The 18,515-nt window shown below is 69.4% G+C and carries 3 protein-coding genes; all 3 read right to left on the bottom strand.

The window, feature by feature from the left end; genetic code table 11:
- Positions 1-72: 72 nt before the first annotated feature.
- Genes DBV14_RS11330 through DBV14_RS11320 form a run of 3 tightly spaced genes read right to left on the bottom strand, consistent with a single transcriptional unit; the run spans position 73 to position 18,513 of the window.
- Positions 73-9,633, bottom strand: a complete 9,561-nt coding sequence (locus DBV14_RS11330) for a non-ribosomal peptide synthetase (protein ID WP_260396971.1) — start codon at positions 9,631-9,633, stop codon at positions 73-75.
- A gap of 16 nt (positions 9,634-9,649) precedes the next feature.
- Entirely contained in the window at positions 9,650-12,736 is a 3,087-nt protein-coding gene (locus tag DBV14_RS11325; RefSeq protein ID WP_260396970.1) for an amino acid adenylation domain-containing protein, read from the bottom strand.
- The gene (locus DBV14_RS11320; protein ID WP_124459283.1) at positions 12,733-18,513 is read right to left on the bottom strand and encodes a non-ribosomal peptide synthetase; all 5,781 of its coding nucleotides are present in this window, start codon (positions 18,511-18,513) and stop codon (positions 12,733-12,735) included. Before DBV14_RS11320 ends, DBV14_RS11325 begins: the two co-directional genes overlap by 4 nt.
- Between the last annotated feature and the right edge of the window lie 2 nt (positions 18,514-18,515).

Below are 18,515 nucleotides of genomic sequence, written 5' to 3'. Positions count from 1 at the left end.
AGCATCGGCGTAAAAGAAAAAGCGCCCGTTGCCATCTCGGCAACGGGCGCTTTTTCATGGGCGCCCCGGCGTTCAAGCGTGAAGTGCCGTAGCCAGCGCTCCCATCACGGGATGCTCGAACACATCGGCGAGCCGCATCTTCCGCACAGGAAGCGCCATCCGCGCGGCCTGCTCGTTCCATTGCAGCACGAGGCGCGCGGCGAGCAGCGAATCGCCACCCAGTTCGAAGAAGTTCGCTTCGCGCGGCAACGGCGCGGGGAGACCGGGCAACCCAGGCGCGCCGAGCAAGCCCTGCCAAAGCTCGCGCATCGACACCAGCGGCACGCCCGCTTCCGCGTTCACGGACACGGCCGAGTTAGCAACCGGGTTGGCAATGGCGGACACAGAAGACTTCAAGACCTCGATGCGAGCTGAAGGCATTGCCCGCCGCAGCGAGGCCACCGTGCCGCCCACGCCTTCGAGCAGCGCATCGACGGCGTCGCGCATCCGCCCGGCCAGCGCAACCATGCCGTCGGCGTCGAATACATCGCGCGCGTACTCCAGCGTCAGCAACAGTTCGTCGCCCTTGGTCTCGACAATCAGCAGCAGCGGCACGCCAAGGATCCCGCGGTCCGATGAGGCACGAATGCCCAGCCCGGCGCCCGCGCCGCGCGCCACCGCTTCGTCCACAGGGTAGTTCTCGAAGATCATCAGCGTGTCGTACAGCGGCTGCCCCGGCCGGCCAAGCCCCCCCTGGATCGCCGGCAGCGACGCATGCTCGCGCTGGCGCAGTTCGAGGTTGGCCGACACGATCTGCCTCAGCCACGCGCCCACGCCCAGTGCAGGCTCGGGGCGGAGCATCAGCGGCAAGCTGTTCATGCACAGGCCAACCACATCGTCGATGCCGCGCATCTCCAGCGAACGACCCGACATGGTCACGCCGAAGCAGGCTTGCGCGCGACCCGTGCATTGCATCAGCAGCAGGCTCCAGGCGGCCTGCATCACGGTGTTCATGGTCACCTGCTCGGCCTGGGCCATTGCACGCAACGCCCGCACCGTGCCTGCGCCGAGCCTTGCCTTGGTGCTGCTGCATCCATGGCGCGACCACCGCTGCATCGGAACATCGGACAAGAGCGTCGGTGCGCGGCCGATGTCTTCGTAGCGGTCGCGCCAGTAGGCGGCCTCGGCGGGGCCCGCATGGCGGGCGGCACGCACGGCGCCGACGAAGTCCGCATAGGGCTGCAGGGCCGACGACACGCGCTCGCCCGCATAGAACGCGAACAGCTCGCCCGTCACGCGGGAACCGCTCCAGCCGTCGAACAGGGCGTGATGCCATGTCCACGCCAGGCGGTAGGCCTGCTCGTCCACCCGCACCACGGTCCAACGCGCCAGCGGCGGGCACGCCATGTCGAAGCCGCGTACGCGCTCCTTCTCGCACAGCGCCTCCCACGCAGCCTCCAGGCTGGCTTCGTCGGCGTGACGGCCGCGCCAGTCGAGCGATTCGATGGCCGCTTCCGCCTGCCGGAGCACCACCTGGAGCGGCTCGGCATCGGGCAGCCAATGGAAGCCGGTCCGCAGCACCGCATGCCGCGCCACCGTGGCCTGCCAGGCCGCGCGCAGCTTCGCAAGATCGAGGTCCTGCATCTGCACCAGCGTCTGCACGACGTTCACCTCGGTGGCCGGCGCGATCGTGCATTCGACAAGCATGCCCTGCTGGCCCGGCGTGAGCGGGTAGATGTTCTCGATCTCCGATGCCGCGACGGGCAGGCGCGACACCAGCGCGTCCAGCGCCGGCATCGGCATCGACGCCACCAGTGGAAAGTCGCTGGGCGTCACGCCTTGCGCCTCTGCACGGCCACCGGTGCAGTGCGCGACGAGCGCCTGCAGTTCCCGCTTGAACGCCTCGACCCATTGCCGCACGTTGGCCGCGTCATGGCGTGCCTTGCTGTACATCACGCGCAAGGCCAGCTCGCCGGCATACACCTGGCCGTTGACCAGGAACTCGTGCCCGAGCGGCGCGCCCGCATTCACCGTCACGCCCATGCCCTCGGCGGCCGGGGCCCATGGGGCCTGCGCGTCGAATTCGCCGTCGAACTGTCCCAGGTAGTTGAAGACCACCTGCGCCTTGGGCAACGCCGCCATGCGCGATGCATCGCGCTGGCGCAACAGGCCGAAGCCCAGTCCCTTGCCCGGAATGCCGCGCAGGCTTTCCTTCACCCGCTTGAGCGCTTCTCCCGGCTCGCCCAGCGGTGCCAGGGCCACGGGATACGCGCTGGTGAACCAGCCCACCGTGCGCGTCAGGTCGATGCCTTCGAACAGGTCTTCGCGCCCATGCCCTTCGAGATCGACGAGAACGCGCGACTGCCCGCTCCACGCGCACAGCGCGCGGCCGAGCGCCGTCAGCAGGATGTCGTTGACCTGCGTGCGGTACGCGGCGGGTGCGTCCCTCAGCAGGGCGTCGGTCGTGGCGCGGTCCAGCCGCATCTCGACTTCGGCCTGCTCGGCCACGGTGGCCGCGCCGTGCGGGCGGTCGCAAGGCAGCGCCGACGGAACGTCCGCCAGCGCCTGCCAATGCGCCAGCTCGGCGGCGTCGGATTGCAACTGCGTTGCATGCCCCTGCAATGCGAGCGCCCAGTCCTTGTAGCTGCTTGTCTTCTCGGGCAGCACGATGGCGGGGCCCTGCGCGGCGGCTTCGTACGCGGTGCCGAGGTCTTCGAGCAGGATGCGCCACGACACGCCGTCGATCGCCAGGTGGTTGATGGCCAGCAGCAGCCGCTGGCTGCCGTCCTCGACCTCGATCGCCAGTGCGCGCAACAGCGCGCCGCGCTCGATGTCCAGGCTGCGCTGGGCCTCGTCGCACAGCGCCTCAACCTGCGCGCCGTCCCTTGCCTTGCGCACCCACAGCAGCTCCTGCAACTGGTTCGCCGCGATGTCTTCGTAGCGCTGGGTCCATTCGCCGCTGGTGCCCGGCGTGAAGCGCAGCCTGAAGGCATCGTGTTGCGCCACCACGGCTTCCAATGCGCGGCGCAGGACCGACAGGTCGATCCTGCGGCGAGGCTGCAGCAGGATGGCCTGGTTCCAGTGGCTGGGCACGGGCAGGCCCTTGCCCAGGAAGTCGGCCTGGATCGGCAGCAGCGGCACCTCGCCGTCGAGCTGGCTGGCCAGGCGGCGCGGCGCATCCTGCAGCGTTTCCGCCACCGCCGCCAGCTGCGCCACGGTCTGCCGCTCGAACAGTTGCCGCGGCGTGATGCGCCAGCCCGCCTTGCGCATGCGCACCACGATCTGCAGGCTGAGGATGGAATCGCCGCCGAGTTCGAAGAAGTTGTCGTTGCGGCCCACGCGCGCCACGCCCAGCACGTCGCTCCAGCAGCGCGCCAGCGCCGCCTCGACATCGCCTTCAGCCGCCTCGTACGCATCCGCCGCGCCCGCAAGCTCCGGCTCGGGGAGCGCCTTGCGGTCGATCTTGCCGTTGGCATTCAGCGGCAACTTCTCCATCACCACGATGGCGGCGGGCACCATGTAGTCAGGCAGCACCCGGCCCAGCGCCGCCCTGAGCTGCGCGATGTCGATGGCATCGCCACTGCCGACGTAGCCCACGAGCCGTGTAACGCCCTGCCCGTGCCCCTGCCGCGCCACGACCACGGTCTCGCGAACACCGGGCTGGGCCAGCAATTGCGCCTCGACCTCGCCCAGTTCGATCCGAAGGCCGCGGATCTTCACCTGGTGGTCGATGCGGCCCAGGTATTCGATCTGCCCTTCCGCGCTCCAGCGCACCAGGTCCCCGGTGCGGTAGAGGCGCCCGCCCTGCGCATCGAACGGATCGGCGACGAAGCGCTCGGCCGTCAGGCCCGGCCGGTTCAAGTAGCCCCGCGCCAGGCTGATGCCGCCCAGGTACAGCTCGCCGGCCACGCCCTGCGGAACAAGGTTCAGCCCTGCGTCCAGCACGTAGGTCTGCGTCTGCGAGATCGGCCGGCCGATCGGCACCTGGTTCTGCCCGTCGTTGCGGCAGGCCCAGTGCGTGACGTGGATGGTCGTCTCGGTCGGGCCGTACAGGTTCTGCAGGCCCGCGCCGTGCAAGCGCTCCAACGCTTCTTTCTGGGTGGCCGCGGGCATGGCCTCGCCGCCGCAGATGATGTGGCGCAGCCGCGTGCTGGCCTCGATGCCGTCGTGCGCCAGAAAGGCCTGCAGCATCGAAGGCACGAAGTTCAGCGTCGTGACCTGGTGACGCTGGATCAGCTCCACCAACCGGGCCGGGTCGCGGTGATCGTCCGGCCGGGCGACCACCAGCCGCACCCCGGCGGTGAGCGGCCAGAACATCTCCCACACGGACACGTCGAAGCCGAACGGCGCCTTGTGCAGCACCGTGTCGGCCTCGGTGAGGTGGTAGGTGTCCTGCATCCAGCGCATGCAGCTGTACAGGGCACCGTGGCGCACCGCCGCGCCCTTGGGCTTGCCGGTCGAGCCGGAGGTGTAGATCACGTAGGCCAGGTTCTCGGCATGCAGCGGCACGCGCGGGTCGTGGCCGGGCTCGCCGCCGACGTCCAGCGTGTCGATCTCCAGCACCGTCAAGCCTTCGCTGCCGGGCACGCGCGCGCGCATGCGGCCTTGCGTCAGCAGCAGCGCAACGCCGCTGTCCTCGAGCATGTAGGCCAGCCGCTGTTCGGGGTACTCCGGGTCCAGCGGCACATAGGCGGCGCCCGCCTTCAGGATCGCAAGCAACCCGACCATCATCTCGACCGAGCGCTCCACGGCGACCCCGACCTTGGTCTCGGGCCGCACACCCAGCGCGATCAACCGGTGCGACAACCTGTTGGCCCGCTCGTTCAGTTCACGGTAGCCCAGCACCTGCTCGCCGAAGAGCAGCGCCACGGCATCGGGCTGGGTCCGTGCACGGTGCTCGAAGGCACCGATGACGGTCTGTGCATTGCCGGCCGCGCCGGCTTCTTCCAGCGCGCCGGCGGGGTTCACGCCCCACTGGTGCAACAGCGCTTTCTCGTCGCCGGTCATCACGTCGAGTTCGGACATGCGCTGCGACGGGCGCGCCGCCAGCGCCGTCACCAACGCACGCACGGCCTCCTGCATGAACCCGCAGACGCGCCGCGCGCCGACCGTGGCCGTCACTTGCGCGCCGATGTCAAACCCCTCGCCCATGTCGTCCACCGACATCGCGAGCGGGTAGTTGCTGCGCTCGCGGCTGCCGACCATCTCGACGCCGGCCCATGCGTCCGACGGTTCGCTACGGCTCTGCGTGGCATGGCGGCAGTTGAGCAGCGCGGTAAACAACGGCGCGCCGCCGGAGAGCCCGCTGCAGCGCTGCGCCAGCGAGAGGCTGGCATGCTCGTGATGCAGCAGCCCGCTGAGCGCCGCATGCGTCTGCCGCAGGCACTCCTCGACGGTCTGCGCCCCCAGCCGCACGCGCAGCGGCAGCGTGTTGATGAACAGGCCCAGTGCCCGCTCACCGCCCTGCATGCGGCCGAACAGCACGGTGCCGAACACGACGTCGTCGCGGCCCGTGGTTCGTGCCACCACCAGTGCCCACGCCAGGTGAAAAAGCGTTGCGGCGCTCACGCCGTGGCGCTGCGCCTGCTGCCGAACCTGCAAGGCGAGCGCCGGCTCCAGCGGCTGCCGCACGCTTTCGGCCAGCGAGCCGTCGCCCTGCACGTCGAGCAGGCCGAACGGTGCCGTGGTCTCCTCCACGTCGCCCAGCAGCTTTCCGAAAAAGGCTTCGTGCTCGGCCCGGCTCATGCCCAGCCTGGCTTGCGCCACGAACCGGCGGAACGGCACCGGCACCGGCAGCTCGTCGCGCCGGCCCTGCTGGATGAGCGCGATTTCTTCAACCACCAGCTTCAGCGTGGTGTTGTCGTCCACCAGGTGGTGGTTGAGCAGTTGCAGGAGCCAGCGCTGCCGCGCGGTGTCGTGCACCGCGACGGCATGGATCATCGGTGCCTGCCGCACGTCGATGCGGTAGCGGCCGGGGGCTGCGTGAAACGCCAGCCGCTGCGCGGCATCCAACGAAGCCGCAGTGCCTTCTGGCGGCGCGACGTCGTCGAGCCACCGCAGCTGTATCCGCGCCTGCCGGCACACGACCTGCACCGGTTCGGCCAGCTCTTCCCACAGCACGGCGGTTCGCAGGATGTCGTGCCGGGCAATCACCTCATTGAAGTTCTCCACGAACTGCTCCAGCCGCTCGCGGCTGTCGAAGCCCAGCGCGCTCGAAGTGACATACGCATCGCCCTCGGTCTGCAGCAGATGGTGAAAGAGCATCCCTTCCTGCAACGGCACCAGCGGATAGATGTCCTGGATGTTGGCCGCGCCACCGGGCACAGACGCTTCGATGCGCCGCAGCTGCGGGGCATCGAGCGCCATGAGCGTGACCATCTCGGGCCGGAGGGCCTCGCAGCCTTCGGGAATGCCGTTGGGCGGCACGACCACTTCGCGCCGAGCCTGCAGTTGCTCCTGCTCCACGGCCTGCGCAAAGCGCGCGAACTGCGGCCACTGGAACAGCGTGCGGACCTGCACCGTCCAGCCCTGCTCGCGGATGCGCTCGAGCAGGCCGAGCGCCATCAGCGAATGGCCGCCCAGCTCGAAGAAATTGTCGTTGCGCCCCACCCGCTCCACGCCGAGCACCTGCGCCCAGATGGCCGACAGGGCTTCCTCGAACGCGCCTTGCGGAGCCTCGTACGCGGCGCTCGCCACGAACTCCGGCGCCGGCAGCGCCTTGCGGTCGACCTTGCCGTTGGCATTCAGCGGCAGGGCCTGCAGCTCGACGATGACGCTGGGCACCATGTACTCAGGCAACTGCCGGGCCAGGCGTTCGCGCAGGCCCGCAACCTCCAGGGCCTGCCCGGGCTTCGCCGACACGTAGCCGGCCAGCCAGGCACCGCCGGGGCCGTCCTTTGCCACCACGATCGCCTCGCGCACTTCCGGCTGGGCCAGCAGTTGCGCCTCGATCTCTCCCAGCTCGATGCGGAACCCCCGCACCTTCACCTGGTGATCGATGCGCCCCAGGTACTCCAGCTGGCCCTTGCCGTTCCAGCGCGCCAGGTCGCCGGTGCGGTACAGGCGGCCGCCGCGCACGTCGAACGGGTCGGCAACGAATCGCTCCGAAGTCAGCGCCGCGCGCCCCAGGTAGCCGCGCGCGAGCCCTTCGCCCGCGACATACAGCTCGCCCGGCACGCCGATCGGCGCGGTGTTCAGTTCGCCGTCCAGCACCCGCAGGCCCAGGTCCGGAATCGGCACGCCGATGGGGCTGCGCCCCCCGTCGAGGTCTCTTCGCGTGATGGGGCGGTACGTGACGTGAACCGTTGTCTCGGTAATGCCGTACATGTTGACCAGCCTGGGCGTTTCGTCGCCGAAACGGTCCATCCACGACCTCAGGGTCTCGGGCTCCAGCGCCTCGCCGCCGAAGATCACGCAGCGCAGCGCCAGGCCGCCCTCGGCCAGCGCGGGCAGGCGCGTGAGCTGTCCGAACGCCGAAGGGGTCTGGTTGAGCACCGTCACGCGCTCCGTGCGCAGCAGCGACAGGAAGTCTTCCGGCGAACGGCTGACCCAGAACGGAACCACCACCAGCTTGCCGCCGGTGCACAGCGCACCGAAAATCTCCCACACCGAGAAGTCGAAGGCATAGGAGTGGAACATCGTCCACACGTCGTCGGGCCCGAAACCGAACCATCCGTCGGTGGCGGCGAGCAGGCGCGTCACGTTGCGATGACTCAGCTGCGCGCCCTTGGGCCGCCCGGTCGAGCCCGAGGTGTAGATCACATAGGCCAGGCTCCCGGGGTCGACGCCGACACCGGGGTCATGGGCGGGTTCGCCGGAGAGGTCCAGCGTGTCCAGCGCGAGCACCCGCAGGCTCTCGCCCACGGGAATTTTTTCCTGCACGAAGCTCTGCGTGAGCAGCAGCGCGATGCCGCTGTCCTCGACCATGTAGGCCAGGCGGTCGCGCGGATAGTCGGGGTCGAGCGGCACGTAGGCGCCGCCGGCCTTCAGGATCGCGAGCAGCCCGACCACCATCTCGGCCGAACGCTCCACGGCAATGCCGACCCGCGTCTCGGGCTTCACGCCGCAGCGGACCAGGTGATGCGCCAACCGGTTGGCGCGCGCGTTCAGCTCGACATAGTCCAGCGTCCGGCCCTCGAAACCCAGCGCCGCGGCACCGGGCCGCGCGGCGGCCTGGCGTTCGAACAGGCGATGGATGGGCTCGACATCGTGGCGCTGGCGCGCGCCACCCTCCCATTGCGCCAGGCGCCGCAGGTCCGACGCATCCGACAGCGTGAAGTTGCCGCTCGGGCACTCGATGTCGGCCGCCATCTGCCGCAGCACCTCGACATAGGCGCGCGACAGGCGCTCGATGGTTTCGCTGTCGTACAGCGCCGTGTTGTATTCGAGCCGACCCGCCACGCGGCCGTCCGCAATGGTCACGTCGAGCGACAACTCGAATTTCGCGCTGCGATGCGGCGCCATCACGGGTTCGACATCGAGCCCCTCGAACGTCGGCCCCCGGCTGCCATCGTCCATCTGGAGGCCGAACATGACCTGGAACAACGGGCTTCGGCCCGCTTCCCGGCGGTCGTTCCGGCTCGCGAGCAATACGTCGAACGGCAGGTCGGCGTGGGCCAGCGCGGCCAGCACGTCGGCGCGCACCTGGCGGCAGACGTCACGCAACGGCATTCGCGGCGTCAGGCGCGCACGAAAAACCTGCGTCGTGACAAAGAACCCCATCAGGCCGTGCAGTTCCTCGCGATGCCGCCCCGCCGAAGGCACGCCCACGGCAAAGTCGTACTGGCCGCTGTAGCGCGCCAGCAGCACCTGCCACGCGGCGAACAGCACCACGAACGGCGTGCTGCGCTCGGCGCGGCAGAGCTTCAGCAGCGCCTCGCACAACGGACCATCGAGGTCGAAATGCGTCACCGCGCCTTCGAAGCCCAGGCGCTCGGGGCGCGCGTGATCGGTCGGCAGGTCGAGCGCGGGCACCTCGGTGCCCAGGTGCGCATTCCAGTGGTCCAGGTCGCGCTGCATGCCGCCGCCGGCTTCGCGGTCGCGCTGCCACTGCGCATAGTCCGCGTACTGCAGCGGCAGGGCCGGCAGCCGCACCGCGCCCGGCGCACGCAGCGCGGCACCGTAGGCCTCGGCCAGGTCCCTGGCCAGGATCGGATTCGACCAGGCATCGGAAGCGATGTGGTGCAGGCAGATCGCCAGCACGTGCTCCTGCTCGCCGAGCCGCACCAACCGGGCCACGAGCACGGGTGCCACGCCGAGATCGAAGACATGCGACACCGTGCGCCGCACGGCATCGTCGAGCCTGGCTTCGCGCGACGCGGGCGCCTCGGCCCTCAGGTCCACGCGCTCGATCTGAAAGGGCGCGTGGTCCTGCACCTGTTGCATGGCCGCGCCGTCGCGGCTGAAGAAGCGCGTGCGCAACACCGCATGGCGTTCGACCAGCGCCTGGAACGCGCGCTCCAGCGCGTCGTCGTTCAGCGGGCCCGTCAGGCGGAACACACGCGGAAGGTTGTAGGCCGTGAGCCGCGGCTCGAGGTTCTGCAGGAACCAGAGCTGCTGCTGCGCGAAGGACATTGCCACCGCCTCCCCCGCCACCGTGCACGCGACGATCGCATCCGGATCGGTGCCGGTGGGCATCTTCTTCATCTCGTTCATCAAGCGTTTTTCCTGTTCAAGAGACGGCAGCCTCGGAGGCGAGGCGCCAGGCATCGGCCAGTTGCTCGGTCTGCGCGCGGTCGGCACTGGCGCCGCGCACGGCCTCGGCCAGCGTGGACACGCTGGGGTGGTCGAACACCAACCCCGGCGCAATGTCGACCTGCAGCAGCCGGCGGATGCGCGCGGCCAGCTTGATGACCAGCAGCGAATGCGCACCGAGTTCAAAAAAGTCGTCGTCGACACCGATGGACGGCCGGCCAAGCAGCTCGGCCATTCCGCTGGCCAGCAGGTGCTGCAGCGCATCGCCGGGTGGTTCGACGGATTGCGGTGCTTCCGGCGCGGGCGCGGCGGCAGCCAGTGCAAGCCGGTCGACCTTGCCGTTGGCAAGGCGCGGGAAAGCCGCCACTTCGATGCAGCGGGAGGGCACCATGTGCGCCGGCAGCAGCGCACCCAGGCGGTCGCGAAGCACATGCACATCGCCGACCACGTAGGCCACCAGCTCCACGCCGCCCACGGGCGCGGCAACCGGCATCACCACGGCCTGCCTCACGCCTTCCTGCGCCAGCAGCACCGCCTCCACCTCGCCGGGTTCGACGCGGAAGCCCCGCACCTTCAGTTGATGGTCCGCGCGGCCGGCGATGCGCAGCGTTCCATCGGGCAGCACGCAGGCCAGGTCGCCGGTACGGTAGAGCCGCTCGCCCGGCAGGAAGGGATCGTCGATGAAGACCTCCCGCGCCGGCCGGCCGAGGTAGCCACGGCACAGCTGCGCGCCGCCCACATGAAGCTCGCCCAGCACCCCGATGGGCACCAGCCGACGCGACGCATCGAGCACGCGCACGCGGTTGTTGGCCAGCACGCGGGACAACGGCGCCGCGTCCGGCAGCACCGCGGCGATGTCGAGCTTGTGCACCATCACCCCGACCGTGGTTTCGGTCGGTCCGTAGTGGTTGTAGACGGCGCACGACGGCGCCAGGCGAGCGATGCGCTCCAGCAGCAGGCGCGATGCCGATTCGCCGCCGAGCACGAGCAACGCCGGAAGCACCGGCGTTTCGGCTTCCAGCAGCGCTTCGAGGTGCGACGGCACGATCTTGAGCGCGTCGATCCGGTGCGTGGCCATGAAACGCGTGAAGGCCGCGGCGTCGTGCGTGGCCTGCGTGTCGGCGACCACCAGGCAGGCACCGTTGAAGAAAGCGCCGAACAGCGCGGTGTTGCCGAGGTCGGCCGCCACCGAACTGGTGAGCGCCCAGCGCCGGTAGCCTTCGAGCCGCATTGCGCTGGAAGCCGCCGCCACGTAGTTGAGCAGTTGCCCCTGCTCGATCACCACGCCCTTGGGGCGGCCCGTCGAGCCCGAGGTATAGAGCACATAGGCCAGGTCTTGAGGGCCGGCCTGCACATCGGGCGGCCTGACGTCGAAGGCGGCAAGGTCGATGTCCGCCGTCGATGCGACCCGCCAACCCGCATCCTGCGTGCCCTGCACAGGCTCCACCTGCAACAGCAGGGCCGGCCGGGCATCGGCCAGCACCATCGCGCGGCGCGCCGCCGGCCATTCGGGTTCAAGCGGCAGGTAGCCCGCGCCCGCGCGCCAGGCGGCGAACATCGCGACCAGCAGGTCGATCGAGCGCGGCAGCGCCAACGCGACCACCGCGCCATGCGTCACGCCCTGCGCCTGCATCCAGCGCGCCATGCGATTGATGCGCACATCGAGCGCCGCATAGCTCAGGCACCGGTCGCCCTCCTCGACCGCCGGGGCCTCGGGCGTGGTGCGTGCCCAATGCGCGATGCGGTCGGCAATGCCCTGCGTGCCGGCATCGAGGCGCTCGCCTTCCAGGCCCAACAGAATTTCACGCTCCCGCGCATCGACCAGCGGCAAATCTTTCGCGAGGGTCTGCGGACTGTCCGCCACGCCTTGCAACAGGCACATGAATTGGCGCAGCAGGGCCTCCAGTGCCACCTGCGCATAGCGACCCGCGTCCGCATGAAGGAACAGTTCGGCGTGATCGTCCGCGCATTCGGCTTCCAGCACGAGTTCGAAGCACGAAAGCGGGCCCGGGCGCTGCGTGACGCGCCACGCGTCGGCTGCATCACCGAGTGCAATGGGTGCGGAAAGCACGAAGCCGGTTTCGAGTTGCGCCAGCCCCCTGGCGCCGTCGAGTGCCCAGTACTCCTGCGCCTCGGCGTGCGCACCGGCCATTGCATGGAAGCGCCCGAGCCAGGCGGAGAAGGACTCGTCCGCCGCGACCTCTATATGCACCGGCAGTACCTTCGCGAAAACGCCGACGGCGCCTTGCATCAGCTCGTAGTCGCGGCGGCAATCGTGCTGCCATCCACCCACGAAGCGGGTGAAGCCCGTGAGCCGTGCGACCAGTGCCCACCAGGCGGCCTGCAGCAGCTCGCCGACAGGCACCCCGTGCGCCGTGGCCACTGCGCCGATGCGTGCGAACAAGACGGCGTCGATGCGCCTTGCCGCAACGCGGCGCACTGCAGGCGCCATGGCCCCGCCCTGCCGCAACGCCAGGCGCGGCGCGGCAGGCGCTTCCGACGGTCCGGCACTGCGGATGTGTTCCGCCCAGTACGCCTGGCCTGGCCCTGCATCCTCGTCCTGCGCAAGGTCGTGCCGCCAGGCCGCGAACTGCGTGTACTGGAAAGGTGCTTCCACATCGGCGGGCGCGCCGTACCACGCGGCGGCGATGCCCTCGAACAGCGTCGAGAGGCTGCCTGCGTCGGCCGCCAGCGGGTGCGCGGACAGCGTCAGGCGATGGCGCGCGGCATCCAGCCGGGTGATTGCCAGCTGAATCATTTCGCCCTGGCGCATCGGCAGCGGCGCATCGGCCTGGCAGCTGCTCGCGGGCAGCCCGGCACGCACCTGCTGGCGCCAGTCGGCTGCATCGGCGGCTTCATGCACGACGAGCCGCAGGGCCTCGTGGGCCTGCAAGACATCGGCGGCAACGCGCCGCAGGCGCGCCACATCGATCTCGCCGTCGATCTCTCCCGAAAGCACCAGCGCGCGGGTGCCGCTGCTCTTTTGCATGGCGAGCACGGCGCGTTGCTCCGGGCTGAGCGCAAGGGGCTCACCGAGCGTTTCGATCCGGTCTTCCATCGTCATGCGCTCACCTCGTCGGACTCGGCTGTGCGCAGCGCGGCACGCTCGAACATCGCGCCCATGGCCACGACGATCTTCCGGGGCCCCTCGTACGGATCGCGCGCATGGGCCGCGAGCATGTTGTCGAGCATGACCACGTCGCCCTTGCGCCAGTCGAAGCGCACGGCGCATTCTTCGTACGTGCGGCCGACGATGGCCATGGTCTCATCGTCGATCGGCGAGCCGTCGCCGTAGCAGACATGGCGCGGCATGCGGTCGGCACCGACCAGTGCCAGCAGGTCTTCGCGCACGTCGGGCTCCAGGCAGGCGGGGTGATGCAACTGCACCTGGTTGAAGAACACGCGCTCGCCGGTCAGCGGATGCGTCATGACGGCGGGGCAATGGGTGCGCGTCTGCAGCGTGTCCGCGTCGAGCCAGCGCCATTCGATGCCGCCGGCGGCCAGCCGCGCCTCGACCTCGGCGCGCTGGTCGGTCTTGAAGAAGTCGCGCCAGCTCACGTCCAGGTGCGGCGTGAAGGTGCGCACGTAGATCAGCGCCTTGCGCTCGAAGGCCTCGACGATGGGGGCCGGCAGGCGGCGCAGCATCTCGCGGCAATCGACGATGGGCGTCGCGCCACCCACGCGCGATGGCAGCTCGCAGTAGAACCACTGCTTGCGCGGCCAGCGCTCCATGTGCGAGCTCTCGTTGTGGTACAGGATCATCTGCCGCTCGGGATACGGCGTGGAGCGGTAGGTGCGGCGTCCGCCCTCCTTCTTCGGCAGGTCACCGTAGCTGCCATACAGCTCGGGCTCCACGTTCTCGGCAAAGGCCTCGAAGTCCTGCAGGGTCGCCAGGCCGAAGTTGCGGAACAGCAGCCCGCCATGACGGGCCAGCGCGTCATCGACGAAGCCGCGGTACTCGCGCACCCAGGCCACTGCGTCGAAGCTGTCGCTGGCGGGCTCGATGACGAGCGGGAACTCGCGGTCTTCGGAAAGAAACGAGGTCTTGACCCGCGGGCGTTGCGTGGCGGGCGCGGGGTTGGCTGCTGGCGCAACCGTCCCTGCGGCGGCGGGCGACTTGGCCGCGAATTTCTTGAGCTTGTCCAGCTTGCCGAGCTGGGGCGACGGCATCGGATTCATTGGGAATTCCTTGCGATCAGGTGATGAAAAGAGTTGCTCGACCGCCGTGTCGGGCGAGATGACCAGTTGCCGCAGCAACGCGCACCAGCTGGCCGCCCACCGCCCGATCGACTCGGGGCGGTACAGGCCGGCGTCGTAGATCCACTCGGCGCTCCAGTCGCCCGGGCCTTCGTGGACAAACACGGCAATGTCGAACTTGGCCTGCCGCACACGCTGCGGCAGCACGTCGATGCGCAGGCCGGGAATTTCGAAATGGCTGGCGGGCGTGTTCTGCATGACGAACAGCAGGCGCACCGGCCCGCCGTGCGCGCGCGGCATGCCGGCGGCATCGAGGATGCGATCGAGCGGAACAGCCGCATGCGCCAAGGCCGACTGCGTGCTGTCATGCACCTGCGCCAGCCACTGCGTGAAGCTCGCCGCCACGCGCCGCCGCGAACGCAGCGGCACGACGTTGACGAAGAAACCGATCAGCTTTTCGAGCTCGGGGTGATCGCGTCCCGCGACGTCCGTACCGACCACCACATCGTCGGCACCGGTCTCGCGGTGCAGCAGCATCAGGAAGGCCGCCAGCATCACGGTGAACAGGGAGGTCTTGCCGCCGTGGGCCAGCGGCGCGAGCCCGCTGACCAGCGCACGCTCGAGCGGCACGCGAACGCTGCCGGCGGTGCGCGCCGACGCCGGCGACAGACCGGTGTCGACCGGAAATCGGGACTGCTGCGGCGCATCGGCCAGGTAGTGCTTCCAGAACGCGGCGTCTTGTGCGCGTGACGCGTCGAGCTGCCTGTCTTGCCATGCCGCGTAGTCGGCGTACTGCACGCGCAGCGGTGGCAGGGTCGAGGCACTGTCGGTTCGCAGCGCTTCGTACGCCGCCACGAATTCGCTCGCGAAAATGGCTTGAGACCACCCGTCGAAGGCGATGTGATGCACGCACAGCAGCAATGCATGCCGCGCCTCGCCAAGACGCAGCAGCGCGGCGCGCAGCGGCGGCACCGAGGCCAGCTCGAAAGGCCGCGCGGCCATCGCGTCCAGCGCGCTGTCGATGCGCAACGCTTCGTCTTCGGGCGGCACCGGCGAGACATCGCTCCATGGCAGATCGAACACGCCGGCCGGGGTGATCGACGCCACGGGCTCGCCCTGGTCGTTTTCCGGGTAGACGGTGCGCAGCGCCTCGTGCCGCGACACGATGGTTTCAAGCGCGCGCCGCAGCGTGTCGATGTCGAGCGGCCCCTCGAAGCGCAACGCAGCCGCCATGTTGTAGGCCACGCGCGCATCGGCGTTGGCCAGCCGGTCGACGAGCCAGAGCCGGTGCTGCATGGGAGACAGCCCCATCTGCGCGGCGCGCGCCACCGGCACCAGACCCGGCACGGACACCGCATTGCCGGAAGCCGCATCGGCACCTCGCAACCTGAGCGCCATGTTGCGCAGCACCGGATGCTCGAACACCTCGCGCAGCGGCAACTGCAGCCCGTGGCCCGCACGCAGCCGCGAGACGAGCTGCGCCGCCATCAGCGAATGGCCGCCGCTTTCGAAGAAACTCGCATGGCGGCCGACTTCCCTCACGCCGAGCAATTCGCACCACAGCCCGGCCAGCATCGTTTCGTGGGCGCCGTCGGGCGCCTCGAACCCGCCGGCATCGGAAGCCTGCACCTGCGGCAGCGCCTTGCGGTCGATCTTTCCGTTGGCGTTGAGCGGAAGGCGCTCCAGCGTCATGAGCAACGCCGGCACCATGTACTCCGGCAGTTCGCGGCCAAGCCATTCGTGCAACGCCGCGGGCGCCACGTCCGACCCCGCGTGCAGCGAGACATAGCCTGCAAGCCTCGGCCCGCCGCTGCCCTGCTGCACGACCACCACGGCCTCCCGCACGCGCGGATGTGCGAGCAACTGTGCCTCGATCTCGCCGAGTTCAATGCGCAGGCCACGGATCTTCACCTGGTGGTCGAGGCGCCCGAGGTAGTCGAGCTGGCCTTCGGCGTTCCAGCGCACAAGGTCGCCCGTGCGATAGAGCCGGCCACCGCCCGAGGGGTCGAAGGGGTCGGCAACGAAGCGCTCGGCCGTCAACCCGGGGCGCTTCGCGTAGCCTCGCGCCAGGCCGATGCCGCCCAGGTAAAGCTCTCCCGCCACGCCCAAGGGCACGCGATTCAGGGACGCATCGAGCACGTGCGCCTGCACGCCGGAAATCGGCCGGCCGATGGCGACCTGGCTGCGCCCGTCGTCGCGGCAGGTCCAGTGCGTGACGTCGATGGCGGCTTCGGTGGGCCCATAGAGGTTGTAGAGCGCCGCACGGGGCAACCGGCGGAACACTTCGTTCTGCGCTTCGGCCGGCAATGCCTCGCCGCTGCAGACGATGCGCCGCAGGCTCGTGCAGGTCTCGACGTCGGGCTGCGACAGGAAAGTCTGCAACATCGACGGCACGAAATGCAGCGTGCTCACGCCGTGCTGTCGAATCAGCTGGACCAGGCGCGCCGGGTCGCGGTGGTCGCCCGGCGCGGCCACGGCCAGCCGCGCGCCGTACATCAGCGGCCAGAAAAACTCCCAGACCGACACGTCGAAGCTGAACGGCGTTTTCTGCAGCACCGTGTCGCCCGGCCCAATGCCGTAGGCCTGCTGCATCCAGGCCAGGCGGTTGTGCAGCGCGTTGTGCCGGTTGGCGGCGCCCTTGGGCTTGCCGGTCGAGCCCGAGGTGTAGATCACGTAGGCAAGGCTCTCGCCGATCAAAGGCACGACGGGGTCTTCCGCCGGGAAGTTGCCAAGGTCGATGGCATCGAGCACCACCAGGCGAACGCCCTCCTTCGCGGGCAGGCGTTGCTGCACGTTGCCGTTGGTGAGTACCCATGCGAGGGCGCTGTCTTCCACCATGTACGCGATGCGATCGGCAGGGTGCTCCGGGTCCAGCGGCACATAGGCGCCACCCGCCTTCATGATGGCGAGCAGCGCAATCACCAGCCCGGTGCCGCGCTCCATCGCCACGCCGACCAATGTCTCGGCGCGCACACCCTGGCCGATCAGCCAGTGCGCAAGGCGGTTGGCCCGACGGTTGACTTCGGCATAGCCGAGCGTTTCTTCGCCGAAGACCAGCGCGGGCGCCAGGGGCTGCTGCCGCGCCTGGCGTTCGATCAACCGATGCACGGGCTCCGCGGCGCCGTGCGTCTGCGCGTTGACGCTCCACCGGTCGAGCTGCGCGCATTCGTCGGGGCCCATCAGCACCACGTCCGCGATCGCCTGCTGCGGCTGCAGCGCGAGCGCGCGAAGCACCGACAGGCAGTGCCCCGCCATGCGCTCTATCGTCTGTGCATCGAACAGCTCCGGCGCGTAGTTGAAGCAGGCATCGACCTCGCCGCGCTCGTTCTCGCAGGTCTGCAGCATCAGCTCGAACTGCACCGTCTGCTCTTGCAGATGCATGCGCCGGACCGACAGCGCGGGCCACTGCGCGAGCGAACGATGGTCTTGCCGGAGATGGTTGAACATCACCTGGAACAACGGGTTGATTCCCGGGCTGCGGTCGGGCCGGAGCGCCTCGACCAGCTGCTCGAACGGCAAGTCCTGGTTCGACTGCGCGCCGATGGCCGCGTCGCGGCTCTGCGCCAACACGTCGGCCAGCGTCATGCGGGCATGCAGCGTCGCGGACAGCACCTGCGTGTTGACGAAGAAGCCGACCACCCCGGCCGTCTCGGTCCGGTTGCGGTTGGCAATGGGCACGCCCACGCGAAGCACAGGCTGGCCCGAGTGGCGGAACAGCACCACGTCGAAGGCCGCGAGCAGTGCCATGAACAGCGTCGCACCCTGTGCCTGGGCCTGCCGCTTGAGGGCCGGCAGGAGGTCGGCGGGGAACTTGAAGTCGTACCGCGCCGCCGAATAGCGGCCGTCGCCGCGACGCGGGCGGTCGGTGCTCAGCGCCAGCACGGGGTGGTCTTCTCTCAGGTGCTGCCGCCACCATGCCAACTGCCGTTCACCCTCGCCCTCTTCGAGCCAGCGCCGCTGCCAGGCCGCGTAATCGGCGTACTGCACCTGCAGCTGCGGCAGTTCCGCGTCACGGCCCAGTGCGCGTGCGCAATACAGCACCGCCAGTTCGTCGAGGATCAGCTGGATCGACCAGCCGTCCGAGATGATGTGATGCATCACGACCACGAGCCGATGGTCGCGCTCGTCCAGCCTGATCAACACCGCGCGCAGCAAGGGGCCGCGCGCCAGGTCGAAAGGCGCATCGCAGACCGCGCGCGCCTCGGCGTCGAGCCGCGTTGCGCGCTCATGACTCGGCAGGTGGCCCAGGTCGATGCAAGGAAGCTCGACGCGCTGTGCCGGCAAGATGACCTGTTGCACCACGCCGTCGCCGCCCTCCTCGAACACCGTGCGCAGCGATTCGTGGCGGGCCACGAGCGCTTCAATGCCGGCGTGCAACGCATCGGCATCGAGTTGCCCTTCCAGCACGAGGCCACCGCTCACATGGTAGGCCGTGCCCTCGGGGTCGAGTTGCCACAGGAACCATTGCCGCTGCTGCGCGAAGGAAAGCGCGGCCCTGTTGTCGGGCCGGGCGCTCGGCGCGATGGTGAAAGCGCTCTGCACCGGCTCGGACGCCACCGCGCCGCGGAGCCGCTGGGCCAACTTCGCGCGTTGTTCGGCGGTCAGGCCGGCGCGGCGTGCGGAGATATCTCGAAGTTCGGACATGT

It is taken from the genome of Variovorax sp. KBW07 (assembly GCF_003852515.1).
Lineage (GTDB): Bacteria > Pseudomonadota > Gammaproteobacteria > Burkholderiales > Burkholderiaceae_C > Variovorax.
The sequence above is the reverse complement of the archived record's forward strand: the minus strand, read 5'-3'. Positions and strand labels throughout refer to the sequence as shown.